This window comes from Salinirubellus salinus, from assembly GCF_025231485.1.
Classification (GTDB): domain Archaea; phylum Halobacteriota; class Halobacteria; order Halobacteriales; family Haloarculaceae; genus Salinirubellus; species Salinirubellus salinus.
Window position 1 is genome coordinate 3,167,337 of the sequence record NZ_CP104003.1, and the last position, 22,795, is coordinate 3,190,131.

Here is a 22,795-nt window from a genome sequence, read left to right on the forward strand (position 1 = left end):
CGAGGAATCCCCGGCGTTCACAGCGAGGAGGATATCACTCTCTTGCCATGATGCGGTCCATCTCGGCTTCCTCGTGGACGAACTGCTCGCCGCTGACGTCGACGGCCACGCGGGCGATGTCGCCGGTGAACGCGAAGGGAGTCTGCTCACGGTACTGGTCGCTGACCGCGTTGATGGCGTCGCGACCACAGCTCAGTCCAGCGGTGAGGCCGGTCGTTATCGGGACGGTCATCGGGATCTCGCCCTCGCCGACCTGCTCGCCGTCGTAGTAGAGCCGGACGGTACCGGGAGCACCTTCCCCCGCCTGCAGGTTCACCTCGCCGGTGGTCTCGAACTCCATCCGGACGGAGAGCTCGCCCTCGGGGAGCGGGGCGTCGGCGACGACCTCGTACTCCTCGACGCCCACGTAGTTGTGGACGTACCGGAGGTGGTTGTCCATCACGTACAGCGAGTAGCCACCCTGTCGTGAGCCGTGGGCGAGCAGGACTCCCTCGGCGCCGCCCTCCGGAACGGTCACGTCGGCGGTGATGGTATGGTCACGGTTGAGCACCTTGACCGCGGCATTCTCGGGCACGTGCTGGCCGCCGGGGTAGTAGACGTACTGGTCGCGCGGCTTGCCGGGCTGGGGACGCTCCTCGGCGAAGCGCTGGACGCCGCGGCCGTCGAGCGGCAGCACGTCGTGCTTGCCGGCTTCGGTCCACCAGAGCTGGGCGAGTTCGAGCACCTTCTCCGGGTGTTCGCTCGCCACGTCGTGGGCCTCCGAGAAGTCTTCACGGAGGTTGTACAGCTCCCAGCCGGAGTCCTCGAGCGAGGTCGCAGAGAGGTCCTCGGCGGTCATCTCCTTGCCGAACGGCCACGGGCGAACTGCGCGCCAGCCGTCGTGGTAGATCGCTCGGGTGCCGATCATCTCGAAGTACTGCGTGACGTGCTGTTCGGGGGCGTCCGGTTCGTCGAAGGAGTAGGCGAAGCTCGTCCCCTCGATGGGCGATTGGCTGTAGCCGCCCACCTCGTCGGGTGCGTCGATGCCGGTCGCCTCCAGTATCGTCGGGGTGACGTCGATGGCGTGGACGAACTGCTCGCGCACCTCGCCGCGCGCCTCGATGCCGTTCGGCCACGAGACGACGAGCGGGTCGCTCGCGCCACCGCGGTAGGTCTCGCGCTTCCAGCGCTGGAACGGCGTGTTGCCGGCCCACGTCCAGCCCCACGGGTAGTGGTTGAAGTACTTCGGCCCACCCAACTCGTCCATCGCCGCGAGGTTCTCCTCGAGGTCCTCGGGGACGTTGTTGAAGAAGCGGTTCTCGTCGACCGAGCCGGTCGGGCCGCCCTCGGCACTCGCGCCGTTGTCCGAGACCAGCACGACGAGGGTGTCGTCGAGTTCACCCAGCTCCTCGAGGTAGTCGAGCACCTTCCCGATCTGCGCGTCGGTGTGCTCGAGGAACCCCGCGAACACCTCCATCATCCGACTGTAGAGGCGCTGTTCGTCCTCGGAGAGCGTGTCCCACGCCCGGACGTCCGGGTTCTGCGGTGAGAGGTCGGTGCCCTCGGGGACGACACCCATCTCGATCTGGCGTTCGAGGATCTGCTCGCGGGCCTCGTCCCAGCCCATGTCGAACTCGCCTTCGTACTTCTCTACCCACTCCTCCGGCACTTGGTGCGGCGCGTGACACGCGCCGGGACAGAAGTAGGTGAAGAACGGCTTGTCCGGGTCGACCTGTTTCGCGTCGCCGATGAACTCGATGGTCCGCTGGGCGAGGTCCTCAGTCAGGTGATAGCCCTCCTCCGGCGTCGACGGCGGGTCCTCCTGGTGGTTGTCGTGGACGAGGTTCGGCGTGTACTGGTCGGTGTCACCGCCGAGGAACCCGTAGTAGCGCTCGAAGCCGCGGCCGAGCGGCCACTGGTCGTAGGGGCCGGCGGCGCTGGTGGACTCGGCGGGCGTGAGATGCCACTTGCCCAGTGCGTAGGTGCTGTAGCCCTGCTCGACGAGCATCTCCGAGATCATCCCGTTCTCGTGGGGGATGTGGCCGTTGTAGCCGGGGAAGCCGGTCGAGACTTCGGTGATGCCGGCCATCGCGTTCGAGTGGTGGTTCCGGCCGGTCAACAGGCACGACCGGGTCGGCGAGCAGAGCGCCGTCGTGTGGAAGTTGTTGTAGCGGAGGCCGTTCTCGGCGAGTCGGTCGATGTTGGGGGTGTCGACGAGGCCGCCGTAACAGCCTAACTGCCCGAACCCCACGTCGTCGAGGACGATCGTCAGGACGTTCGGGGCGTCCTCGGGAGCGCGGGTCTGTTCGGGCCACCACGGTTCGGATTCGTCGTACGTTCGGCCGATTCGGCCGTGGAACTCTTGTCTCGGCATGGGTGTCCTCCCCGAGAGTGCGGCGGCCATCGTCCGGGTCGCGTGACGTGGACGCCGCCGACGCACCGCACTCCTCGTGGAGACAGTAGTTCACGTCGATAGAACAGAAAACCCTGCTTCATGACATCCTGACCGTCAGAAGATGGTTCAACGGCCGGTCGGTCTTCGGTTCGGGGCCGCTCGCGGTGACGAGGACGGTCGGTGGCTGTGACTGGTCGCCACGAACAGCGTGGTTTCGACGGTCCGGCCGGCTACCGCGTCGGGTGTGCCAGCATGTCGATGACGACCGCCGCGGTGAGAATCAGCCCCTCGTCCATCTCCGGCGACACCTCGACCCCGTAGGTGTCCCGGACTCGGAACCACTTCTTCGAGACTCGCGCGACGGGGTCGCCGTCACGCTCGAACCGGTACTCGTGGTCGAGGACGTTCCCCTGGACCTTGAGGTTCGGTCCGCCCGCCACCTGGACGGTGAAGCGGTCGCGCAACGGCGCGACGAGCGCCTTCTTCACCGTCGCCGCCCGCCGCCCGTTCTTCTCGATGGTCATCGTGTCCTTCACGCGGAGCAGGCGCTCTTTCATCCGGTAGGTGTCGTTCGAGCGCAGGTCTCTCACCAGGAGTGTCTCGCGTACTCGGAGTGCTTTCCCGTCGATCTCGAACGCACGAGCGCCGCGCTCGTCCTCGACGGAGAAGTCGTCACCGATGGCGACCAGTCGCTGCTGGAGTCGGTAGCGGTGCCACGTGTCACCGCCGCCCCGGCCTCGACGCCCCCGAATACCACGCTGTGGTGTCTCCTCGCCCGTCTCTCCTCGACCGCGTCGTCCAATGCGCCGCTCTCTCGGCATCGTCCCCTCTCGTAGTCCTCCGGACCGATTAGCCGTTTCCACCAGTGGGGGGACTGTCACGACCGACGCCGTCCACCTCGGTGTTCTCCCACGGGAACGTCCCCTGCCACGCGTTCGCCATCGGTTCGCCGTCGGGTTCGAACGCCCGGTCGGCGACGTCGCTGTCGGGGCCGAACGGGTGTCGCCAGTCCGCGCCGGAGACGTACGTCCGCCGTTGCTCGGGTCCCGGCGGTCGACCGGTTCCACGGGCGGGGTGAACACCGCGGCCCCCGGGACGAGCAGGCCCGGGTCGGCGCCTCCCCGGGGGAGTGCTGGTCGGAGCCGATCGTGAACGTCCCACCGGGGACACGGACCATCCCGTCGTCCGGGAGTGCGTTCCGCGGGTCGGTCGTCGTGTCGGCCATCGTCGCTCCACCACAGTCGTCGGACTCCCGTGGTAACGTGCCGTCGGACGGGACGGCCAAGGCGGCGAGTCAGACGAAGATGGCGAGCGGCACGCAGCCGGCCACGCCACCGAGGAACCACGGGAGCCGGTTCGACCCGACCGACGAATCGGGAGCCGAGCTTCGGTGCTGAACACGTGGCAGAAGTGGGCTGGGTGCGCGAGAACACGACCGCAGCACTCGCTCGAACGCCCCGAATCCCCCCGTTTCGGGACGGTTTTGGCTCCAACGACGTTCGGCCCGGAACTACATACGTCGCTTATCTTTTCACCTCGCTTCCACTTCCTATGCGTCTCGTACAGGTGCTGGTGCCGGAGGGGAAGAGTGAGGATGTGCTCGAGGCGCTCGACGGGCAGGGCATCGACTACGCGCTGTTCGAGGAGCGAGGCCGTGGGGAGTTCGAGGCGATGGTCCAGTTCCCCGTCCCGCCGGAGGGGGTCGAGGAGATACTCGACAGCATCTACGCGGCGGGAATCCGCGAGGACGCCTACACCATCGTCCTGCCGACCGAGACGGTCGTCTCCTCGCGGCTGGCGATGCTCTCGGAACGGTTCGGCGGGACGCGCATCTCGCGCGAGGAACTCCTCGCCCGAGCGCGGGACGCCTCCCCGGTCAACTCGACGTTCTTCGCGTTCCTCGTGCTGAGCACCGTCATCGCCACCGCCGGCCTCCTGTTGAACTCCGCGGCGACCATCATCGGGGCGATGGTGGTGGCGCCGCTGATGGGGCCGGCCATCTCCGCCAGCGTCGGCACCGTCCTGAACCGACAGGAGCTCGTCCGCCGCGGCGTGTTCCTGCAGGTGGCCGGCTTGATCGCGGCCATCGCCACGGGCGCCCTGTTCGGCCTGGTCGTCCAGGGGACACAGCTCATCCCGCCGAACCTCGACATCCGCGAGGTCGCCCAGATCGCCGAGCGGACGAGTCCGAACTTCCTCTCGCTGTTCCTCGCGCTCGGCTCCGGTATCGCGGGCGCCATCAGTATCATGCGCAACGCCGGCTCCGCACTCGTGGGGGTGGCCATCGCCGTCGCGCTGGTGCCGCCAGCCGCCACCTCGGGGCTCGGCATCGCGTGGGGGCTCCCCGGCGTCGCGCTCGCCGGAGCGGTGCTGGTCGTGGTCAATCTGCTCGCCATCAACCTCACCGCGATGTTGCTGTTCTACTTCGCGGGCTACCGGCCGGAGGAGGCCGGCCGGGGCGAGGGTGCCGGCGCGACGACCCGGCGGGCGGTCCGCTCCCGTGCCGCGTTCCTCGTCGGCGCACTCGCCGCCCTCTCCGTCGTCCTCGGCCTCGTCACGCTCACCTCGTTCCAGGCGGCCGCCTACGAGGCCGACGTGAACCGCGCGGCACAGTCGTTCGTCGACCAGCTCCCCGCGGACCAGCGGGTCTCGTTCGAGCGTGCCGAGGTCGACTACCGACCCGCCGACATCCTGCTGGGCGAGCGCCCACGCGTCGACGTCTACATCGGGGTCCGGTTCGGCGACACCATCCCGGAGGACTTCGCCGACCGGATGGACGCCCACCTGACCGAGCAGACCGGCCGGGAGGTCGTCACCCGCGTCGGCGTCATCGAAGGACAGACCGCCACGGAGGACCAGGGTGTCACAGCTCGACTGCCTCGCCCGAACACGCTCGTAGCCGTCTGACCGCCTGGAGCGTATCCGGCGAGAGACCGTCCCGAGGACCGCGAAAAAGGGTTAACTCGTTGTCAAACGTCCCACCGCCCGGAGAGACACAATGTCCTCACTAGTCGTACTGGCGTTCGAGGGAAGAGACACCGCAGAGCAGATGCGTGAGAAGATGTTCGACCTCCAGAAGCGTGAGCTCATCACGATCGACGACGCCGCCGTCGTCGTCCGGAAGCCCAACGGACAGGTGAAGGTGAAACAGGCCCGGAGCCTCGTCGGGGCGGGCGCGCTCGGTGGTGCGTTCTGGGGACTGCTCATCGGCGTCATCTTCTGGATGCCGTGGCTCGGGATGGCCGTCGGTGCGCTGACCGGTGCGCTCAGCGGGAAACTGACCGACTACGGCATCGACGACAAGTTCATCAAGGAGGTGGGGGAGACGGTCGAACCGGACTCCTCCGCGCTGTTCCTGCTCGCCCACGACGCCGTGATGGACCGGATCACCGAGGAGCTCTCGGAGTTCGAGTTCGAGATCATCGAGACGAACCTCTCGCCGGAGGACGAGGACCGGCTCCGCGAGGCGTTCGGCGCCGACGAGATCGCCGCCTGAACGGACCACTGACCACCACCCGCTTCTTTCGACGCCGACCGAACCGTGAGCGGTCCGCCCCCCGACGGGAACCGGCCGCCTCACTCCCCGTCCAGCCGCCGGTTCCACTCCTGCACTTTCGCTATCGCCGCCACGAGCGGCGTCTCGTTCACGTCCGGCCCGCGGAGTTCCTCCAGCACCGATTCGGTGGCGGAGTCGACAAGGTGTTTCTTTCCACCGCCGGTCGCGTCGCTCGACACCTTTCGGGGCAACTCTGTCCCCCGACAGAGATGTCGTCGACTCGTCTCCTATCCAAACTCGATTTGAAAGCCTCTTCGCGGGCTTTCTCAGCCCTCTACGGTCGGAACGCCGAATCCAAACTCGGACGAGTCTCCGGGAGGTTGTCTGTGGATACGGTGTTTGGATTCGCAGCACGGAGGATATCCCATACCAGAGAATAAGGCCTAGGAGGGCTGCCGGGCCTGCTAAGCGGCTATTACTGGTTTGGGTGTCGGTGTTCATTTGGCCCGAAACGAGCCTGTTTGCTATCCAAACACGGTTGCCGTATAGCGGTTTTGCCTGTTTCGAGGGGGAGTGCTGCGCTCGTCGCCCCGCGAGCCTGTTTCCGCGAAAGTCGGTATTCCTCCTCGTGAGCCGCTCTTGTGGCTGTTCTCTTCGAGACGTGCAGAGCGAGTCGACGACGGTCGACGCCCGTTTCAGCCGAATCCAAACTCCGTTTAGACACCCTACGTCCCGGATTGAAACCGAGTTTGGACGATTTGGGGTGGGAATTGCCGTTCGTTCTCGTCCATTCACCAGCGGGTCGGTTCGAGACGGGTGTCTCTTTGGCCGCCGAGGAGCCCCGCTTGGCCGAACGCATCGTGGGGAGGACTCGGCCGCCCCACGATCCGACCACGGTGAGCCGAGCACTATGAGGTCGATGCCCGGACGTGAAGCGTCTCAAAGGCGCGGTTTGAACGGATTCGAGCGACCTGCTGCGGAGCGTCCGCCCTGTTACCAGCACAAACTCACGACGTGGTTCGTCAAGGAGCATAACGCCGTGTTCGTTGAAGACCTGAACGTCCAGAGTATGCTTCAGGGCGACGGGGATGCTCGGAACAAGCAGGCTGCGGCGTGGCGACAGTTCATCACCTTGCCCGAATACAAAGCCGACCTGTACGGCTGTCACGTCGTTCAGGTCGAAGTCCGAGGCACCACCAAAGAGTGCGCGTCGTGTGGTGTAGAGACAGCGAAACTGGTCTGGGTGCGTGAACATTCGTGTCCGGCGTGTGGGTTCGAGTGTGACCGTGATGCGAACGCTTCGTTGAACGTCTTGCAGAGAGGTTTTTCTGAATTAGGGTTGGGATGGCCCGAATCAACGCCCGTGGAGACTGCGCTCCCTACGGCTACCCACTCGGTATCTGCAAAGCGCGTCGTGGAAACGGGAAGCCTCGGGGCTCGACCCCGAGGCGACTCACCGACGCCGTCAGAACGACCTGTCCCCCAATCGGTCATCAGTAGTAGCATACAGGCGTCCACCGGCCTAAGCACGCTCTACTGAATCGTGCTATCCGCAGCAGAGTTGTACGAAACCTACGGCCGGTCGTCCGCGCGAATAGACTACGCATGATGAGCGTTCTGGTGGACGAAGCAGTCTCACTTGCGCAACGGAGCCGAGAAGAATAATAACTCTTAATATTTTTTGAAGGCTGTATTGCTATATGAGCGTCGTCAGTGTCTCGATGCCAGAAGAACTGCTCGAACGAATCGACCAATTCGCGGACGATCACGGGTACACGGGCCGGAGTGAGGTAGTCCGGGAAGCGAGCCGTAACCTCCTTGGTGAGTTCGAGGATAAGAAACTCGAAGATCGAGACTTGATGGGTGTCGTTACGGTGGTCTTCGACTACGAGACGACGAGCGTCGAGGAGAAGATGATGCACCTCCGTCACGAGCACGAGGACATCGTCGCTTCGAACTTCCACAGTCACGTCGGCGGGCATCACTGTATGGAGCTGTTCGTGCTAGAAGGGTCGCTCCAGGAGATCTCGACGTTTGTCGGGAAGATTCGAGCGACGAAGGACACGCTCACGGTCGACTACTCCGTGCTGCCGGTGGACGACTTCGGCCCGCTCGCCGATATGAACTGATTCTGGTCGCCCTTCTCGCTTCATTCACGCCAACTTTAGCAATATCTCTGCTCTTCATCCCTTTTGAATATTAATCTGGGGCACCCAAATCACAGCTATTATTAGAAACGCATTCAAAGTTAGCAACACTGATGGTTCAAATCTCGCGCCGAAGACTGCTCCAGACGGGGACGGCCACGATTGCGACGGCTGGAATCGCTGGCTGTCTCGGTCAGCTCGGTCGAGGGGGCGGGTCGCTCGATTCCGTCACGGTCGCGTACGTCCCGATCTATCCGAACATGCAACACTACGTGATGGAACTGGAGGGCTTCTACGAGAACGTTCCAACGGACGTCTCCATCGAACGATTCAGCTCTGGTCCCAGCGTCGTCAAGGCGTTCGCCAGTGGGGACGTCGACGTCGCGCTCTTCGGCATCACCCCTGCGATGGTCCTCGTCGACAAGGGCACCGACGCCGGTGTCCTCGCGGCGAACTCGAGAAACGGCTTCAAAGTCATGGGGACGACCGAACTCGCCGATCTCTACGAACAGGAGGGGGCGGCCACGTTCGAGCGCTTCGAAAAAGAGCGCGGCCGCAAGGTCCGGTTCGGTGCCCCACCGGACGGGAGCGTCCCCGACATCGTCCTCCGATACTGGCTCCAGGAGGACCTCGGGGTCGGTGAGATGGAGTCCACGATCAACAAGTCGAAAGTTCCGCCCGCGAAGGCCGTCCAGACGATCCAGTCGGGCGACATCGACGCGACGATCATCCAGGAGCCGTTCGCGACGATCATCGGACAGGACGATGGGTTCGGCGAACTCGCCTGGTCCGGAGAGATACTGGACAACCACCCCGTCACGGTGCTGTTCGCGAACCAGCGAGTGCTCGACGACAGCGCGGTCGCCCAGTCGCTCGTCGAACAGCACATCTCGGCGACCGAGTTCACGGCGGACTCACCGGACGTCGCCGCAGCCCACGCCGCGTCGGTGATCGGATCCGGCGTGAGCGAGGAGCTCGCGAAGGCCGCTATGGACTCGACGGCGTCGGAGTTCGTCTCGGACCCGCACGCGATCACCGATCAGGCCGCGACGATGGGTGAGTTCGTCGCCAACGTCGGCAACATTGAGGAGCCGGTCGCGACTGAGGACCTGTTCGCGTTCGACCCCTACGACGCACTCCAGTAATGGCTACGCAGACCGACACCGGTTCCAGCGTAGTCGTCGCCGGCAGCTTCGAGGGGGACCTGCGGCGGTATCTGCGCGGCCTGGGTGGTCTCCTCGTGTTCCTGCTGATCTGGTGGGTCGGCGCGATGACGACCCAGCCATCGTATCTGGTGCCGGGACCGCTCGACTCGGCGCGTGCGTTCGTCGACCTGTTCACGACCTCGACTGCGATCGTGGTTCCCGTACTGGGGTCGAGTCTGGTGTTGCCGACCGGGCTCGCACATCTCACCCAGACGTTGTTTCACTACGTGCCTGGCCTCCTCCTCGGTGCGGGCTGTGGGATCGGACTCGGACTGGGGATGGGCTGGAACGGGGCACTCGACGACTGGCTCCGGCCGCTCGTCCGGGTGCTGCGGCCGATTCCGCCACTGGCGTGGATCGTCTTCGCCATCGTCTGGTTCGGCATTCACCACACCGGCGCGGCGTTCATCGTCTTCGTGGGGGCGTTCTGGATCAACTTCTACGGCGCCTACGGTGGCGTCGAAGGCGTCTCCAGCGACCTGACCGATGCGGCGTCGACGCTCGGTGTGGAGCGCGACCTCTCGATGCTGAAACTCGTCGCGCTCCCGAGCGCCGCGCCCCAGGTCCTGACGGGGTTCCGGACGAGTATCGGTCGCTGCTGGATGATCGTCGTCGGCGCCGAGTTGTTCGGCGCACCGGGCGTCGGCTACGAGATTATCAACGCCTCCAACAACCTCGCGATGGCGACCAGCGTCGCGTACATGTTCCTGATCAGTCTGGCGTTCCTCTGTATGGACGTCGGGTTCCGACTCGTCGAAGGGAGGGTGCTCGCGTGGCGCTGAGTACGGACTTCTCCAGCAGTCAGGAGTCAACGGAGAAGATCAGTGTACAGAACGTCAGCAAGGCGTACGAGTCGACGCGCGCGCTCGACGACGTCTCGTTCTCGGTGTCGGAAGGCGAGTTCTGCTGTATCGTAGGTCCCTCGGGGTGTGGAAAGACGACGCTGTTGCGGGCGATCGCGGGCCTCGACGACCCGGACAGTGGGTCGATTCTGATCGACGGCGACCCGGTTACTGGCCCGGGGCTGGACCGGGGAATGGTCTTTCAGGAGTACGCGCTGTTCCCCTGGCGAACCGTCCGTGGGAACGTCCGATTCGGTCTCGACCGGCCCGCGTGCGACTGTGCGGACTGCGAGGCGCGAGTCCGGGAGCTGGTCGACCTCGTCGGGCTCGGCGGCTTCGAGGACGCGTATCCGAAGGAGCTGTCCGGCGGTATGAAACAGCGCGTCGGGATCGCTCGCGCGCTCGCCCCCGATCCGGAGACCCTCCTGATGGACGAACCGTTCGCCAGCGTCGACGCGCGGACTCGTGACCGCCTCCACGCAGAACTGCTCGATATCTGGACACAGACCGAACAGACCGTCGTGTTCGTCACGCACGACATCGACGAAGCGGTGACGCTGGCCGACCGGGTCATCGTGATGGGCACTGATCCGGGGAGTGTGCAGTCGACGTTCTCGATCGACTTGGAACGTCCACGCGAACGAACGGACCACGACTTCGTGGAGTACGTCGCGCGCATTCGCGATGAACTCGGGAGTCCGGGCGACACTAACAGCTGACGAACTCTTGTGAGAAAATTATTAACCTAAATCTATCTAACCACCATATCTATTATCTTTGAGTTTGTTTTTAATATATGCCAATCGTGAGCTCCTCGATGCCGGAGCGACTCCGGGACGACCTCGATACGTTCGCGGAAGAACACGGCTACACTGGACGAAGTGAGGTCATCCGTGAGGCGTGCGAGTCGCTGCTCGACGAGTACCGGGAGACGGACTACGAGGGGCAGCGGGTATTGGCGACAGTTACCGCCGTTTTCGGTTACGACGAACCGGAGATCGAACGCCGCATGATGGATATCCGCCACGAGTTCGACGCGTCGATCCGGTCGAACTCTCACAACTGCCTCGAGGATAACGCTGGCTGTGTCGAGATGTTCGTCCTCGAAGCGGCGTACGAGGACGCCTTACGGTTCATCGGGACCGTCCGTGGAGCAGACGAGTCCGTCTCGGTCGAGTACACGATGGTGCCCGCCGATGTCATGAGCGCGGAGATCGGCCAGCAGTGACATCCTCCCCGGGGTAAACGCCGGGGCTTCCCGTACCGCAAGTTGGGATATTTGACGGTCTACGACACGACCTGTTCTCGCGGGGCGAACACCCCACTGTCTGAATCGAACAGGTGTACCGATGGCTGTGCCACACAGCCGTTACTCCTATCCTCGCCACGAGGACTCGGAGTTATCTTCTGCCTCATATTCTCCGCCCCGTTACAATCCGCATTCCCGACTAACCCACACGACGAGCACACGTACAATCCACGGTGCTTGCGGTTCGATTTCGTGTCGTCACCACACTTTGAGCAGGTCTTCGACGTGTTCCACTCGTTTTCTTTCAGCACCTCGACGCCACGAATCTCGCCTTTGTATTCGAGGTACTGGTAGATGCGGTCGAACGCCCACGTATGGAGTTTCTTGTTGCCGGTCTTACCCCAATCAGACTCACGCACGTCTTCGGGCCAACTCACCGCAAGCGTGCCCACACCGCGTTCGACACATTCGGTGATGATGGTGTCCGTGAGCGTGTGGTAGAAGTGCGTTTCGCGCTCTGTGAGTTTCCGGCGTGCCCCCATCGACTTCTCGGACGGGCCGTTCTCACCTTCGGTGTCGTACTCGGCACGTTTGAAGTAGTGCTTGTCTTGCTTGAGCGAGTTACCGGGGTAGAGAACGTACTCGTCGGGGAAGGCGACCGTGGCGATGTTTTTGATGCCAAGGTCGACTCCAGCAACACCGTTGCCTGCTGAGTCGTTGGTTTCGACGTTGACTTTGCAGACAAAGTGCAGTTCCCATTCATCACCGTTCCAGACGGCGCGAACGTTCTGCACCGAGTTGACTTCCGAAAGGTCAACCTCGGGACGGGTCTGGTACTCGCAGAGCAAGAAGTCCGAGAAGTGTTCTTTGAGGTTCGAGCCTTTTGAGAGTCGAACGCGGTTGTTGTCGGGGTCGTGTTTGAAGCCGTCTTCTTTGAACGTGACCGTACTTTTGGGTCGGGTGTCGCCGTGTTTGCGGTAGCCGGGCGGATTCGCCTCGTCGAGCTTGTGTCGCAGGTCGAACCACGACTGGAAAGCGTCAGAAAGTTCTTCGATGACTTTCTGACTGGATTGTGCGTTCAAGTCTTTCCAGCACGACTGGTTCTTCATATACGATTTCAGCACGCCCTCGTCCGGTACTTCGCCGGTTGCATCCCATACGCGGTCGGCTGTCCATCGGGCGACGTTCCAGATTTTCGAGGCGGAGTCTCCGAGCGAGTCAAGGCCCTCGTAGACCTGTCGGTGGTTCTGGATGGAACCAACGTAGGTGCGAGTGACCTAGATCGCCATACATAGCCTATGTAGGTAGATTTAGTTAATCGTGTGGATTAGCGTTGAATATCCTGTTTGCTATCGACGGTGGACTGTGGAGGACTTGTCGGATTCCCTCCCGCCGTAAACGGCGGGATTCTCTCCTCGAAGAAAGATAGACGTGAGACTGCTCTGGCCAGAGGCCGTGTCGGGCACTGCTGTTAACGTACAATAGCGCCCTATGCTATGATTATTATCTGCGAAGAGAAGCTACAGCAACTTTATTATATTTGGTACCAAAATTGGCAATCCACGCATGGCGCACATTCACCTCGGAGAAGGCTCGTTCCCGCTGTGGGCACTGGTACTCTGGACGCTGCTCGGCGTCGGACTGATCAGCGCCGTCGTCTACCGGGTCCGGAAAGGCGGTATCAAGACCCATCAGATCGCGCTCGCGGGCATCGGCGCGGCGGCGAGTTTCGCGATCTTCCAGTTGAACATCCCCGTGTGGGGTGGCATCCACATGAACCTCACCGGCCTCGTCGGCATCCTCGCCGGCCCGCTACTCGGCGCGCTCATCGCACTGGTGGTGAACATCTTCTCGGCAGCGCTCGGGCACGGTGCAGTCGGCCTGCTCGGGGCGAACACGCTCGTCAACGCCTCTGAAGCTATCGTCGCCTACTACGCGTTCAAGACCCTGATGGGGATGGACTGGGACGTCTTCCCGGCCAGCGCCAGTGCTGCGACGCTGGGCCTCTCGGCAGGCGCGTTCCTGATGGGAGCGATCATCGTCATCAGCGGTGTGAACGGGAGTGCACTGCCGCGTGGTGACCTGACGGTCGCGGTCGCTGGCCTCGTCGGCCTCAACCTCGGCGTCGCCGTCATCGAAGGCCTGCTCACGGGATTCATCGTCCAGTTCCTCGCCTCTGTCCGCCCCGACCTCGTCGGACTCACCGACCGCGATACCCGCGAGGAGACCACCGGGGTGACGGCCTGATGCAGCGCTGGAAGCAGTACGGCGGCCTCGTCGGGCTGTTCGCGGCCTTCCTCGCCGCTGGGTACTGGGGCTTCACCGCGACTGGCGGCGCCCTGCCGTGGGCGAAGCGCTCCGCGAAAGCACTCCAGCGCGGCGTCCAAGAGAGTGGCGGCGCGCTCGTCGACCTCGGGCGCGGCATCGTCGTCGCTGGCCCCATCCGCAAAGGTGGGTTGATGCTCGAGTTCGGCGGGCTCGTCCTCCTCATGGTCGTGCTCGGTGTCGGTGTGTACGTCTACGTCGACCGCTACGGCGGCTTCGAGGACGGGGAACGCTCCGCTTAACTGTGACGACACTCTCGAATCACGTTCCCGACCCGCGGCTCATCACGGCGTTCGCCGAACGGCGAGACGGGCCGCTGCACCGCGTCAATCCATGGACGAAGATCGGGGTCGTCGGCGCGCTCGTCCTCGCCGTCACGGTGTTCGACCGGCTCGCACTCCTGGCCGGACTGTACGGAGCCGTACTGGTGGTCTACGGACTCGCAGGGCTGCCCTTTCGGCGGCTCGCTGGCTGGTACACGCTCCCGATGCTGTTCATCGTCTCGGTCGCCGGGCCGCTGGCGTTTCTCGAACCGGGAACGCCGATCGGAGGCGCGCTCGCGACACCGCTCGGTGAACTCTCTGTCACGTGGGCAGGGCTCGTGCTCTTCGGGGAACTCACCTGCCGGTCACTCACGGTCGTCACGTTCGCCCTGACGGCGTCGATGACGACCAAATACACCCACGTCGCGTACATGCTCGGTCGATTGCTCCCGCGGCCGATCGACCAGATCGCGCTGCTCACCTACCGGTTCACGTTCGTGATGATCGAGACACTCGAGGACTTGGTCAAAGCCGCGCTCTCCCGCGGCGCGAACTTCTCGGAGTTCTGGTCGAACAAGCGGCTGTACGCGAGAATCCTCGGGATGACGATGCTGTCGGCGATCGAGCAGTCGGAACGACTCGTCAAATCCATGGAAGCCCGTGGCTACAACGGCGACATCACGCTGTACGGCGACGTCTCGCGGCCCCCCGTCCACGAACTGTTCATCGTGGTGGGTTCGTACGTTGCCGTCGTCGGCTACGCCGCGGTCGCGGTCTACGGGGTGGGACTGTGAGCCGAGACCAGGTGCCGCTGGTGAACCTCCGGTGTGAGGCCCACACATACCCGGACGGGACGGTCGGGATGCACGATGTCGACTTCTCGGTGTATCCCGACGAGGTCCTCGCACTCGTCGGGGGCAACGGTGCCGGGAAGTCGACCCTTCTCGAGCACTTGAACGCCACGCTCGTTCCCGACGACGGCGAACTCGTCGTCGACGGCACGCCGATTACCGAAGACAACAAGGCATACGCGCGGACGGAAGTTGGTTTCGTCTTTCAGGACGCCGATACGCAACTCGTCGCGCCCACGGTCCTCGATGACGTGATGTTCGGCCTCCAGAACTACGGCGTCCCCGGTGACGAGGCGAAACAGCGCGCTCGTGAGGCACTCGCGACCGTCGACGCGAGCCACCTCGAAGACCGAATCCCACACTACCTGAGCGGTGGCGAGAAACGCCTCGTCGGCCTCGCTGGCGTGCTGGTCCTCGAACCGAGCGTAATCGTGCTGGACGAACCCCTCGCGGGCCTCGACCCCGAGCGCTCTCGACTGGTCGCCGAGCGAATCGAGCAGATTCACCGAGACGGTATCAGCGTCGTCCTGTCGACGCACGACCTCGAATTCGCCGCTGACGTTGCAGACCGTATCTGCGTGATGACTGATGGCAACGTCGTCGGGAACGGGACGCCACGAGAGGTGTTCTACAACGACGCGTTGTTGGCGGAGGCGAACCTCCACCCACCGAGTGCAGTTCGTGTGGCTCGCGAGGCGGGGTTGGAGACGACGGCACAGCCGGTGACGGAGGCGGATCTCGTGTCGCTCCTCACGGAAGCCACCGACGTGGCAACCACACAGACACCCTCTCCAGATGGGCGCGGACACGACTGAGCGGCTCCCCCGGTATCTCGCGCCACTTCCTCGGCGGATCGAGACCGTTGCGTTGCGATACGCGTGGGTGATTGTCGCGATCAATGTCGCGGGAACGGCGTTCGGCTTCTGGTACTACATCCCACAGTTCCAACTCGAACCGGTCGTCGCGTGGCCAGTCGTCCCAGACAGTCCGACGGCTACGCTGTTCATCGCCTGCTCGCTGGCGCTGTACAAACTCGGCCGGTCGAACGAGTATCTGAATATGCTGGCGTTTTTCGGCTGCATCAAGCTCGGTCTCTGGACGCCGTACGTCCTGACAGTGTTCGCAGACGCGTTTCTCGCGACGGTCACGCCACCACCGCAGGTCGTTCCACTACTGGGACGAGAGTTCGCGTCGAACGCGATGTACGCGTTCCTGTTCGTCTCGCACCTCGGGATGGTCGTCCAGGCGTTCCTCATCCATCGCTACAGTGACTTTCCCAGTCGAGCGATTCTCGTTGCGCTGCTCTGGTACGGGTTCAACGACCTCGTCGACTATTTCGTTCCGATTGTCGGGACACCGCATCACACCCTGCTGCCGGTCGAACCGATTGTGAACGGCACCGTCCAGCACGTCTCCCCAGCACACGAGATCGCCGCCACGGGTGCCGTCGCGCTGACGGTGCTGGCGACAGTGGTTGCAGTTCTGACTCGCCGAGAGAAACAGCGTATTCGGGCGAGAACCGCTTCAGCGCCCGGCAGCCAGTAACCGTCCAAGTCCCAGCGCGAGGGTGAGCGTGAGCAGAGTGCCGAGGAATGCACCACCCAGTGTTCCAGCGTGTGGTCCGAGCCCCGGTAGTGCGTATCCCGAAAAGAGGCTTATACTGGTCGGCACAGCTCCGGAGGCAGCACCGGCGAGCGCAGCGGCGTTGTCCATCGGCTCCGCGTACCTGGTCTGTCCAGCTGCCCACGCGAACGCTGGTGCGAGTACCACGAGTCCGAGGAGCCCGGCAAGCGAGCGTCGTTGCCACGGTGTCCGGACAAACGATCGGGCGCTCATGCGCGGATACCCTCCGGCTGGAGCTGTTCGGATTCGACGCCGGCGCGGTCGAGAAGCCACACTCCCGCGAGGGTGAGTACACCTTCACCGATACCGAGGATGAAGTGCCCACCGGTCATGATGGCGACGACCGCGATGAACTCACCGGTGAAGCCAGGTGAGACGCCCAGTTGCAGCCCGGCAGAGGCAGCAGCGACGGTGATCCCGATCCACCCGCTGGAGACGATTGCCAGCAGTTCGTTGCGGTCCGCGAGCGTCGTGTAAACTGCATACCCGACGTAGGCTTGGACGATCGCCATGTTCCAGATGTTGGCCCCGAGTGCGAGTGCCCCTCCGTCACCGAAGACGAGCGCCTGGACGGCAACGACCAGTGCGACGGCGAGTGCCCCCAGGTGAGGGCCGAGTACGATCGCGGCGAACGCACCGCCGACGAAGTGCGCACTCGTCCCGCCGGGGATCGGCCAGTTGAGCATCTGTGCGGCGAACACGGCTGCGGCGACGACGGCGAACAATTGAATCCGATACTCGGTCAGCGAGTCACGTACTCGCATTGTGGCGACGGCCAATACCGCGCCGGTGAGCAGGATGAACGCGCCTGCCATCCACGGATGTAAGAATCCATCTGGTGTGTGCATCGATTCCGAGTTCCGTAGGTCGGGATATATGACTTCGGAAACGAATCATAATCTAGTCACCACAGTTACTAGACACTCATATGAATTCAGTTCTGATTAATACCCGATGCGCACGAGCTTCAATATCCCCGACGACCTCCTCTCCGAGTTCGATGAGACGTGGCAGGCAGAGGGATTAGATTCGCGTTCCCGTGGCGTCCGCGAGGCGATGCAGGAGTACATCGAGGCCCACACCAGACTGGAGGATATCGAAGGCGATGTCGTCGTTATCATCGCTTTCGATTACGAACACGAAGCGGTTATCGAAGAGATTCACGACGTACAGCATCAGTTTCAGGACGTTATCACGACCACGAATCGTATTCACGAAGGAGAGTGGTGTCTCGAGACGCTCTTCTGCAGCGGACCGGCACCGCGTGTCCGGGACCTCACCTATCTTTCTACAAGGAGAGAATCCCGCCGTAAACGGCGGGCGTGAATCCGACAACGCACACACGGACCACGTTCTGACGCTACTACGGATATTTAAGCAGATGCGTGTTGTAGCATCACGTACACCGAGGCGGTTTCACCGCCACCTAAATGCACAATATCGGGACTCCGAGAACCAGTACGTTCGAGACACCCTCTCGAACCGCTGTGGTGTCTCGGTCAAGATAACTCCGAGTCCCCCTACCGGGGATAGGAGTAACGGCGGTGTGGCCCCGCCATCGGCCCGTCATGCCGACGAGTCGTCAACCAGCAACTATCCCAAACCAACGTTGCGGTGCGGACGTGGGAATCCCCGTCGTAAACGACGGGGAGGAGGTCACCGCTTGCGTGATTTCGATGCGGTGAGTCGGGTCAAACTGATGCTCCTCGCGGAGCACTGAGCTGTTCTCACGGCTGACTCTGTTGAGGCCCTGGATTGATGGCGGTTTCCAACGAGCGTGCTGAATGCAGGGCGCAAGCCTTGTTTAGACGCTCCTGAAGGCGTTAGTCAGTGATTCTATCGACTGAACAGAATCTACCGACGAGTGCTTCTCCTCCCGATTTCATTCTTTGAGCAACGACCGTCTCGGGCGATCTACACCGCGTCTAAACAAGGCCCAGGGCGCATTTTCAGCAGTTCAATTTCTCTGGTTGCCGGGGGTCCAGTAGAACGTCTTTGGCGAATCAGACCCGATCAAGAGCATCATCAATAGTCAGCGGGACTTCCTCGCCACTCACATCGAACCTTTGGAACCAACTCTCTTTCATTTCTCGTTTGAGCGTCATCCTGACCTCGGCGTGTGGGTTGCTCTCCACGAAGTTTTGGAGTGGCTCGTCACTTTCCCAGGCAGCAACCGCCCAGAACTTCTTCTGGGCTAATTTGGCGCGCAGGGCATAGCCGACCAACCCACCCGACTCCGCAAGTTGTGCTTCTATCTTCCGGGTATGCCAGAGAACTCTTGGCACTGTCCGGTACTGTGAAGGGTGCAGATACCCGACGACGCCTCGGAGTTCGGATTCCGGGTCAGGTTCAACGAACGATTGCCAGTCAAACTCCATGGTATGTGTTATCGTACACTGCAATTCGAGATAACCGTTCCGTCACTGCTACACCTACACTGGTTCTGAAAGGTCCAGTTACTTGCGTGATGACACGGGTAGCTCGTGGAACCCAGCGCTAAATTCAGCCTCTGTATGCAGCAGACGGCTCCTTTCAATTCCTGAGGATTTCAACACGGAATCACGACTCGATGGGCTGATCAAGGGGGTCTTCGCCCAGCGAGGTAATCGAGTAATCCACTGCCCGGACATCCGGCACTGCCCGGACGGTGTTGACGAATCCGGATAGTACCTCCGTAGTTCCCTCTACGACGAACAGTTCCATGCAGTACCGGTCCTGCACGTGTGCATGCGTGGTCGCGGAGACGATAGTATCGTACTCGTGGCGGACTCCTGTGAGACGCTGTTGAACCCTCGGTTGACAGTACTCGAAGACCACTGTGACTGTACACATGTGCTTCTGCCCGTCGATATTTCGCCCCTGAAACTCTTCGAGCAGTGTGCGTGTGCCTTCGCGTACGACCTCGCTCCGGCCACTGTAGCCGTGTTCGCCGGCGAACTCGTCGATGCGCTCGAGTAACGCTTCGGGCATCGAGATGCTCACGACGCTCATATACCAAGATTCTATTCTGGATTATTAGTATCTGTTATGACTGTCGACACTGAAACGTAATAATTAGTATTTTAGTAGAGCAAGTTCATAACTTCAGTATGCCGTTCAACAACGACCCGATTCCGGTGACAATCCTCAGCGGAAGCCTCGGTGCTGGCAAGACGACGACGCTCAACCACATTCTCGGTAGTGAGCGAGAACTGAACGCCGCCGTCGTCGTCAACGACATGGGGGAGGTGAACGTTGACGCTGACCTCGTCGAACGCGAGTCGGAGCTCACCCAGAACGACGAGGAGATCATCGAGCTGTCGAATGGCTGCATCTGCTGCCGTCTCCGTGGCGACATGCTCGACGAAGTGGGACGACTGGTCGAAGAGCGAGACTTCGAATACCTCCTCGTGGAATCGTCTGGAATCAGCGAACCGATTCCGGTCGCCCAGACGTTCGCCCGCGGATTCGAGGACGCCGAGTTCGACCCCACAGGCGTGTACGAACTCGACACGATGGTCAGCGTCGTCGACGCACACAGCTTCTGGCAGGGTTTCGACTCCGGACAGGTGCTCACTGACGATGAAATGGAGCCGCAGGGCAATCGTGTCCCCGAGGAAGCCCTCATGGACCAGATCGAGTTCTGCGACGTCCTCCTGTTGAACAAGTGTGACCTCGTCCCGGACGACGAACTTGAGGAGATGGAGGCCGTCCTGAAGACGCTCCAACCGCGAGCGAAGATCATCCGGACCGAACACGGCGCCGTCGATCCCGAGGAGATCCTGAACACGGGTCGATTCGACTTCGACGCGGCGAGTCAGTCTGCTGGATGGAAGCGTGAACTCCAGCACGGACACCACCACGAGTCAGCCGCCGACGAACACGGGGTCACGTCCTTCGTCTTCGACGCCGACCGACCGTTCCATCCCGAGCGAATCGCTCGTCTCTTTACCGATCTTCCCGACGGCATCGTTCGCGCAAAGGGCTTTTTCTGGTCCGCCGGTCGCGAAGACATCGCGATGGGGCTTGACAAAGCAGGTCAGTCGGTCCGGGCCGGTCCGAAAGGGACGTGGATCGCCACGCTCCCGAAAGCCCAACAGGAGCGCTACTTCGCCGCTCGTCCCGGCATCAAAGAGGACTGGGACGACCAGTGGGGCGACCGCGGGACCCAACTCGTGTTCATCGGCCGCGAATTCGATCAGGAGACACTAATCGAACGACTGGAAGACTGTGTCCTCTCGGACGCAGAGATGGAGGAAGACTGGAGTGTGTACCCGGACCCGTTCGGTTTCGAGGACCAGCGCGAACTGGCGCTGGCCGACGACTGATGGCCGTCGACGACCAACCCCCGGTCACGATCCTCAGTGGTGGGCTCGGCGCCGGCAAGACGACCCTGCTCAACCACCTCCTCACCGTCGGCGGCGAACAGTACGACATCGCCGTTCTCGTCAACGACGTCGGCGAGGTGAACATCGACGCTGGCCTCATCGAAAGCGGCTCCAAGCTCTCGATGGACGACGACGGGGTCACGGAGCTGTCGAACGGCTGTATCTGCTGTGGACTACAGAACGAACTCGATCGAGAGCTGAAACGTCTCGCGTTCGAAGCGGAGTTCGACTATCTGGTCATCGAGGCCTCGGGTATTAGCGATCCGGTCCCCATCGCACAGCGGTTCGTCTCACCCAAGCGTGCCTCCTTACTGTACGAGCTCGACACGACGGTCACCGTCGTCGATGCCAACCAGTTCCATCAGGCGTTCGTCCTTGAGGAACCTCTCAAATCGAGCGATGACGACACTCGACCACTGTCGGATCTACTCGCCGAGCAGGTCGAGTTCTGTAATATCGTCATCCTCAACAAGTGTGATCTCATCACTAACGAGGAGCGTGAGGCGGTCGAACGCGTCATCCGAACACTCCACCCCGGAGTAGACATCGTCCGGACGACCGAAAGCGCCGTCGACCCGGATCGAATCCTCGGAACGGGGCAATTCGACAAGGATGAGGCGAGTAACGCCGCCCGATGGAGACAAGTGCTCTCCGGCGACCACGGGGACAGCACGGATGCCGAGTTGCACGAGCATGACCATACCGAGGCAGAGACAGATCACAACGACCACGAACACGAACATGGCGACGACCACGAACACGACCATCGTCACCCACCGGAGGAGTTCGGTGTCGACTCGTTCGTCTACGAGCGCCACCGGCCGTTCCATCCCGAACGCTTCAGCGAGTGGCTCCGCTCGTTCCCCGATTCCGTCGTCAGAGCCAAGGGCCACCTGTGGGTCGCTGGCCGCGAGCGCTACGCCCTCGACCTGAGCCAGGCGGGAACACAGACCCACGTCGGGGTCAACGGCCGGTGGGCGGTCACACTCCCCGAGTTCCAGCGCGAGTCCTACCGCGAATCGCGGTCGGACCTCCACTGGGACGAACAGTGGGGTGACCGCGAAGTGAAACTCGTCTTCATCGGGGCTGGGATGGACGAATCCAGTATCACCGACGGCCTTGACGATTGCCTCGTCTCACAGACGGAGATGGAAGACGACTGGGAGGCGTTCGAGAATCCATTCCCAGGGACGATGGAGTGGTCGCAGCCCCCGATGGAACAGCGCTTCGTCGTGGGGGAACGACAGTGATCCGGAATCGTCGGGAACTCCCACCACGGGAGGACCGACGGACGACGGATTCCGACGGTCACGACTGTCTCGATCCGCTGGGCGTGGCCATCGTAACCGTGTCCTCGTCCCGCGGGGATAGCGTCGAAAAGACGCCACCCGATCCCAGTGGTGACGCCGCTGCGAGTATCCTCATCGAAGCGGGTCACGTCGTCACGTCACGCCAGATGGTTCCGGACGACTACGTCCGGATCAAGACCACAGTGAGCGAGTGCCTGGATCGGCCGGACGTCGACCTCGTCGTCACCACGGGCGGGACGGGCGTCACCGTCGACGACGTTACTCCGGACGCGGTGAGCGAGCTCTTCGACCGCGAACTGCCGGGCTTCGGCGAGGCGTTCAGATGGCTCTCGTGGGAGGAGGTTGGGACGCGTATCGTTTCGACTCGTGCGACAGCGGGCATCGCCCGCGACGTACCGGTGTTCGTCCTACCGGGAAGTGTGAATGCCGTCAAGCTCGCCACGGCAGAGATTATCGTCGAAGAAGCCCCGCATCTCGCCGGACTCGCAACCCGACACAAGGTGGAGTAGATGCAGGGTTCTAAAATGTAGCAGGAGGTAATCCTGGATCACTACGTAACCCTCGAAGGTGGGGCCGCCTCTCGCCGGTTACCCCAGTACGACGGTGGGTTGGCGTCCTCGCCTTTCTCTTTGAGGGCGAAGAACGACCGCCACGCTTCGCGTTCGTATTTCGCGTGACGGGTACTCTTCACCATTTGTGCATACTATCATGGTCAAATGTCTTGATGATTGAAACCCCGTCTA

Annotated in this window: 23 protein-coding genes and 1 pseudogene; 17 read left to right on the forward strand and 7 right to left on the reverse strand. The window is 62.5% G+C overall.

Going from position 1 to position 22,795, the window contains the following annotated elements; genetic code table 11:
* Positions 1-34: 34 nt before the first annotated feature.
* Both N0B31_RS16635 and N0B31_RS16640 read right to left on the reverse strand, forming a co-directional pair.
* Positions 35-2,353 (reverse strand): sulfatase-like hydrolase/transferase, encoded by a 2,319-nt coding sequence (locus N0B31_RS16635; protein ID WP_260592745.1) that lies wholly within the window; start codon positions 2,351-2,353, stop codon positions 35-37.
* Positions 2,354-2,604: 251 nt separating this feature from the next.
* A complete protein-coding gene (locus tag N0B31_RS16640; RefSeq protein WP_260592746.1) occupies positions 2,605-3,195 on the reverse strand; it encodes an LURP-one-related/scramblase family protein in 591 nt (196 codons plus the stop codon).
* 730 nt (positions 3,196-3,925) lie between these two features.
* On the opposite strand from N0B31_RS16640, the gene N0B31_RS16645 reads away from it, so the two are divergent.
* Together N0B31_RS16645 and N0B31_RS16650 are read left to right on the forward strand one after the other, a co-directional pair.
* Positions 3,926-5,281, forward strand: a complete 1,356-nt coding sequence (locus N0B31_RS16645) for a TIGR00341 family protein (protein WP_260592747.1) — start codon at positions 3,926-3,928, stop codon at positions 5,279-5,281.
* Between the two features lie 91 nt (positions 5,282-5,372).
* The gene (locus N0B31_RS16650; protein WP_260592748.1) at positions 5,373-5,870 is read left to right on the forward strand and encodes a DUF1269 domain-containing protein; all 498 of its coding nucleotides are present in this window, start codon (positions 5,373-5,375) and stop codon (positions 5,868-5,870) included.
* A gap of 80 nt (positions 5,871-5,950) precedes the next feature.
* On the opposite strand, the gene N0B31_RS16655 is transcribed toward N0B31_RS16650, so the two are convergent.
* The gene (locus tag N0B31_RS16655; RefSeq protein WP_260592749.1) at positions 5,951-6,109 is read right to left on the reverse strand and encodes a hypothetical protein; all 159 of its coding nucleotides are present in this window, start codon (positions 6,107-6,109) and stop codon (positions 5,951-5,953) included.
* A gap of 752 nt (positions 6,110-6,861) precedes the next feature.
* On the opposite strand from N0B31_RS16655, the pseudogene N0B31_RS16660 reads away from it, so the two are divergent.
* The 6 genes and pseudogenes from N0B31_RS16660 to N0B31_RS16685 form a co-directional block, all read left to right on the forward strand.
* Positions 6,862-7,410 (forward strand): annotated as a pseudogene (locus tag N0B31_RS16660) (RNA-guided endonuclease InsQ/TnpB family protein); the annotation flags it as partial.
* A gap of 160 nt (positions 7,411-7,570) precedes the next feature.
* Entirely contained in the window at positions 7,571-7,999 is a 429-nt protein-coding gene (nikR, locus tag N0B31_RS16665) for a nickel-responsive transcriptional regulator NikR (RefSeq protein WP_260592750.1), read from the forward strand.
* A 131-nt stretch (positions 8,000-8,130) separates the two neighbouring features.
* On the forward strand, positions 8,131-9,162 hold the full coding sequence (locus N0B31_RS16670) for an ABC transporter substrate-binding protein (protein WP_260592751.1): 1,032 nt from the start codon (positions 8,131-8,133) through the stop codon (positions 9,160-9,162).
* Positions 9,162-10,004: an ABC transporter permease gene (locus tag N0B31_RS16675; RefSeq protein ID WP_260592752.1), complete on the forward strand. Its 843-nt coding sequence runs from the start codon at positions 9,162-9,164 to the stop codon at positions 10,002-10,004. The genes N0B31_RS16670 and N0B31_RS16675 overlap by 1 nt, the downstream gene beginning before the upstream one ends.
* The gene (locus N0B31_RS16680; RefSeq protein WP_260592753.1) at positions 9,995-10,783 is read left to right on the forward strand and encodes an ABC transporter ATP-binding protein; all 789 of its coding nucleotides are present in this window, start codon (positions 9,995-9,997) and stop codon (positions 10,781-10,783) included. Before N0B31_RS16675 ends, N0B31_RS16680 begins: the two co-directional genes overlap by 10 nt.
* A gap of 98 nt (positions 10,784-10,881) precedes the next feature.
* Positions 10,882-11,292 (forward strand): CopG family ribbon-helix-helix protein, encoded by a 411-nt coding sequence (locus tag N0B31_RS16685; RefSeq protein WP_368389251.1) that lies wholly within the window; start codon positions 10,882-10,884, stop codon positions 11,290-11,292.
* A 59-nt stretch (positions 11,293-11,351) separates the two neighbouring features.
* Here N0B31_RS16685 and N0B31_RS16690 read toward each other — a convergent pair whose 3' ends face one another.
* Positions 11,352-12,566, reverse strand: coding sequence for an RNA-guided endonuclease InsQ/TnpB family protein (locus N0B31_RS16690; RefSeq protein WP_260644005.1), 1,215 nt, complete (start codon positions 12,564-12,566; stop codon positions 11,352-11,354).
* Between the two features lie 313 nt (positions 12,567-12,879).
* Between N0B31_RS16690 and N0B31_RS16695 the strand changes: the two genes are divergently transcribed.
* The 5 genes from N0B31_RS16695 to N0B31_RS16715 all read left to right on the forward strand — a co-directional run bounded on the left by N0B31_RS16695 (position 12,880) and on the right by N0B31_RS16715 (position 16,297).
* Complete coding sequence (locus N0B31_RS16695; protein ID WP_260592755.1) at positions 12,880-13,560, forward strand: energy-coupling factor ABC transporter permease; 681 nt, start codon at positions 12,880-12,882, stop codon at positions 13,558-13,560.
* Entirely contained in the window at positions 13,560-13,880 is a 321-nt protein-coding gene (locus N0B31_RS16700; protein ID WP_260592756.1) for a cobalamin transport operon protein, read from the forward strand. Before N0B31_RS16695 ends, N0B31_RS16700 begins: the two co-directional genes overlap by 1 nt.
* Positions 13,881-13,882: 2 nt before the next feature.
* Positions 13,883-14,695, forward strand: a complete 813-nt coding sequence (locus N0B31_RS16705; protein ID WP_260592757.1) for an energy-coupling factor transporter transmembrane component T family protein — start codon at positions 13,883-13,885, stop codon at positions 14,693-14,695.
* A gap of 68 nt (positions 14,696-14,763) precedes the next feature.
* On the forward strand, positions 14,764-15,567 hold the full coding sequence (locus N0B31_RS16710; protein WP_368389252.1) for an energy-coupling factor ABC transporter ATP-binding protein: 804 nt from the start codon (positions 14,764-14,766) through the stop codon (positions 15,565-15,567).
* The gene (locus N0B31_RS16715) at positions 15,548-16,297 is read left to right on the forward strand and encodes a DUF1405 domain-containing protein (RefSeq protein WP_260592759.1); all 750 of its coding nucleotides are present in this window, start codon (positions 15,548-15,550) and stop codon (positions 16,295-16,297) included. The genes N0B31_RS16710 and N0B31_RS16715 overlap by 20 nt, the downstream gene beginning before the upstream one ends.
* 287 nt (positions 16,298-16,584) lie before the next feature.
* Here N0B31_RS16715 and N0B31_RS16725 read toward each other — a convergent pair whose 3' ends face one another.
* Positions 16,585-17,223, reverse strand: a complete 639-nt coding sequence (locus N0B31_RS16725; RefSeq protein WP_260592761.1) for an energy-coupling factor ABC transporter permease — start codon at positions 17,221-17,223, stop codon at positions 16,585-16,587.
* A gap of 106 nt (positions 17,224-17,329) precedes the next feature.
* On the opposite strand from N0B31_RS16725, the gene N0B31_RS16730 reads away from it, so the two are divergent.
* The gene (locus tag N0B31_RS16730; protein ID WP_260592762.1) at positions 17,330-17,701 is read left to right on the forward strand and encodes a CopG family ribbon-helix-helix protein; all 372 of its coding nucleotides are present in this window, start codon (positions 17,330-17,332) and stop codon (positions 17,699-17,701) included.
* A 677-nt stretch (positions 17,702-18,378) separates the two neighbouring features.
* Here N0B31_RS16730 and N0B31_RS16735 read toward each other — a convergent pair.
* The gene (locus tag N0B31_RS16735; RefSeq protein ID WP_260592763.1) at positions 18,379-18,753 is read right to left on the reverse strand and encodes a hypothetical protein; all 375 of its coding nucleotides are present in this window, start codon (positions 18,751-18,753) and stop codon (positions 18,379-18,381) included.
* A gap of 181 nt (positions 18,754-18,934) precedes the next feature.
* Positions 18,935-19,366 carry a CopG family ribbon-helix-helix protein gene (locus N0B31_RS16740; RefSeq protein ID WP_260592764.1) on the reverse strand — a complete coding sequence of 144 codons (432 nt, stop codon included), beginning with the start codon at positions 19,364-19,366 and terminating at the stop codon, positions 18,935-18,937.
* Positions 19,367-19,464: 98 nt separating this feature from the next.
* Between N0B31_RS16740 and N0B31_RS16745 the strand changes: the two genes are divergently transcribed.
* From N0B31_RS16745 to N0B31_RS16755, 3 genes are read left to right on the forward strand one after another with little or no spacing between them, the layout of a single operon-like run.
* The gene (locus N0B31_RS16745; protein WP_260592765.1) at positions 19,465-20,682 is read left to right on the forward strand and encodes a GTP-binding protein; all 1,218 of its coding nucleotides are present in this window, start codon (positions 19,465-19,467) and stop codon (positions 20,680-20,682) included.
* Entirely contained in the window at positions 20,682-21,992 is a 1,311-nt protein-coding gene (locus N0B31_RS16750) for a GTP-binding protein (protein WP_260592766.1), read from the forward strand. The genes N0B31_RS16745 and N0B31_RS16750 overlap by 1 nt, the downstream gene beginning before the upstream one ends.
* Positions 21,989-22,561: a MogA/MoaB family molybdenum cofactor biosynthesis protein gene (locus tag N0B31_RS16755; RefSeq protein ID WP_368389193.1), complete on the forward strand. Its 573-nt coding sequence runs from the start codon at positions 21,989-21,991 to the stop codon at positions 22,559-22,561. The genes N0B31_RS16750 and N0B31_RS16755 overlap by 4 nt, the downstream gene beginning before the upstream one ends.
* The last annotated feature ends 234 nt before the right edge of the window (positions 22,562-22,795 follow it).

Coding starts and splice junctions, on each gene's coding strand:
- N0B31_RS16635 (WP_260592745.1), bottom strand. CDS start 2,353: ATGCCGAGACAAGAGTTCCACGGCCGAATCGGCCGAACGTACGACGAA.
- N0B31_RS16640 (WP_260592746.1), bottom strand. CDS start 3,195: ATGCCGAGAGAGCGGCGCATTGGACGACGCGGTCGAGGAGAGACGGGC.
- N0B31_RS16645 (WP_260592747.1), top strand. CDS start 3,926: ATGCGTCTCGTACAGGTGCTGGTGCCGGAGGGGAAGAGTGAGGATGTG.
- N0B31_RS16650 (WP_260592748.1), top strand. CDS start 5,373: ATGTCCTCACTAGTCGTACTGGCGTTCGAGGGAAGAGACACCGCAGAG.
- nikR (WP_260592750.1), top strand. CDS start 7,571: ATGAGCGTCGTCAGTGTCTCGATGCCAGAAGAACTGCTCGAACGAATC.
- N0B31_RS16670 (WP_260592751.1), top strand. CDS start 8,131: ATGGTTCAAATCTCGCGCCGAAGACTGCTCCAGACGGGGACGGCCACG.
- N0B31_RS16675 (WP_260592752.1), top strand. CDS start 9,162: ATGGCTACGCAGACCGACACCGGTTCCAGCGTAGTCGTCGCCGGCAGC.
- N0B31_RS16685 (WP_368389251.1), top strand. CDS start 10,882: ATGCCGGAGCGACTCCGGGACGACCTCGATACGTTCGCGGAAGAACAC.
- N0B31_RS16695 (WP_260592755.1), top strand. CDS start 12,880: ATGGCGCACATTCACCTCGGAGAAGGCTCGTTCCCGCTGTGGGCACTG.
- N0B31_RS16700 (WP_260592756.1), top strand. CDS start 13,560: ATGCAGCGCTGGAAGCAGTACGGCGGCCTCGTCGGGCTGTTCGCGGCC.
- N0B31_RS16710 (WP_368389252.1), top strand. CDS start 14,764: ATGCACGATGTCGACTTCTCGGTGTATCCCGACGAGGTCCTCGCACTC.
- N0B31_RS16715 (WP_260592759.1), top strand. CDS start 15,548: ATGGGCGCGGACACGACTGAGCGGCTCCCCCGGTATCTCGCGCCACTT.
- N0B31_RS16725 (WP_260592761.1), bottom strand. CDS start 17,223: ATGCACACACCAGATGGATTCTTACATCCGTGGATGGCAGGCGCGTTC.
- N0B31_RS16730 (WP_260592762.1), top strand. CDS start 17,330: ATGCGCACGAGCTTCAATATCCCCGACGACCTCCTCTCCGAGTTCGAT.
- N0B31_RS16735 (WP_260592763.1), bottom strand. CDS start 18,753: ATGGAGTTTGACTGGCAATCGTTCGTTGAACCTGACCCGGAATCCGAA.
- N0B31_RS16740 (WP_260592764.1), bottom strand. CDS start 19,366: ATGAGCGTCGTGAGCATCTCGATGCCCGAAGCGTTACTCGAGCGCATC.
- N0B31_RS16745 (WP_260592765.1), top strand. CDS start 19,465: ATGCCGTTCAACAACGACCCGATTCCGGTGACAATCCTCAGCGGAAGC.
- N0B31_RS16750 (WP_260592766.1), top strand. CDS start 20,682: ATGGCCGTCGACGACCAACCCCCGGTCACGATCCTCAGTGGTGGGCTC.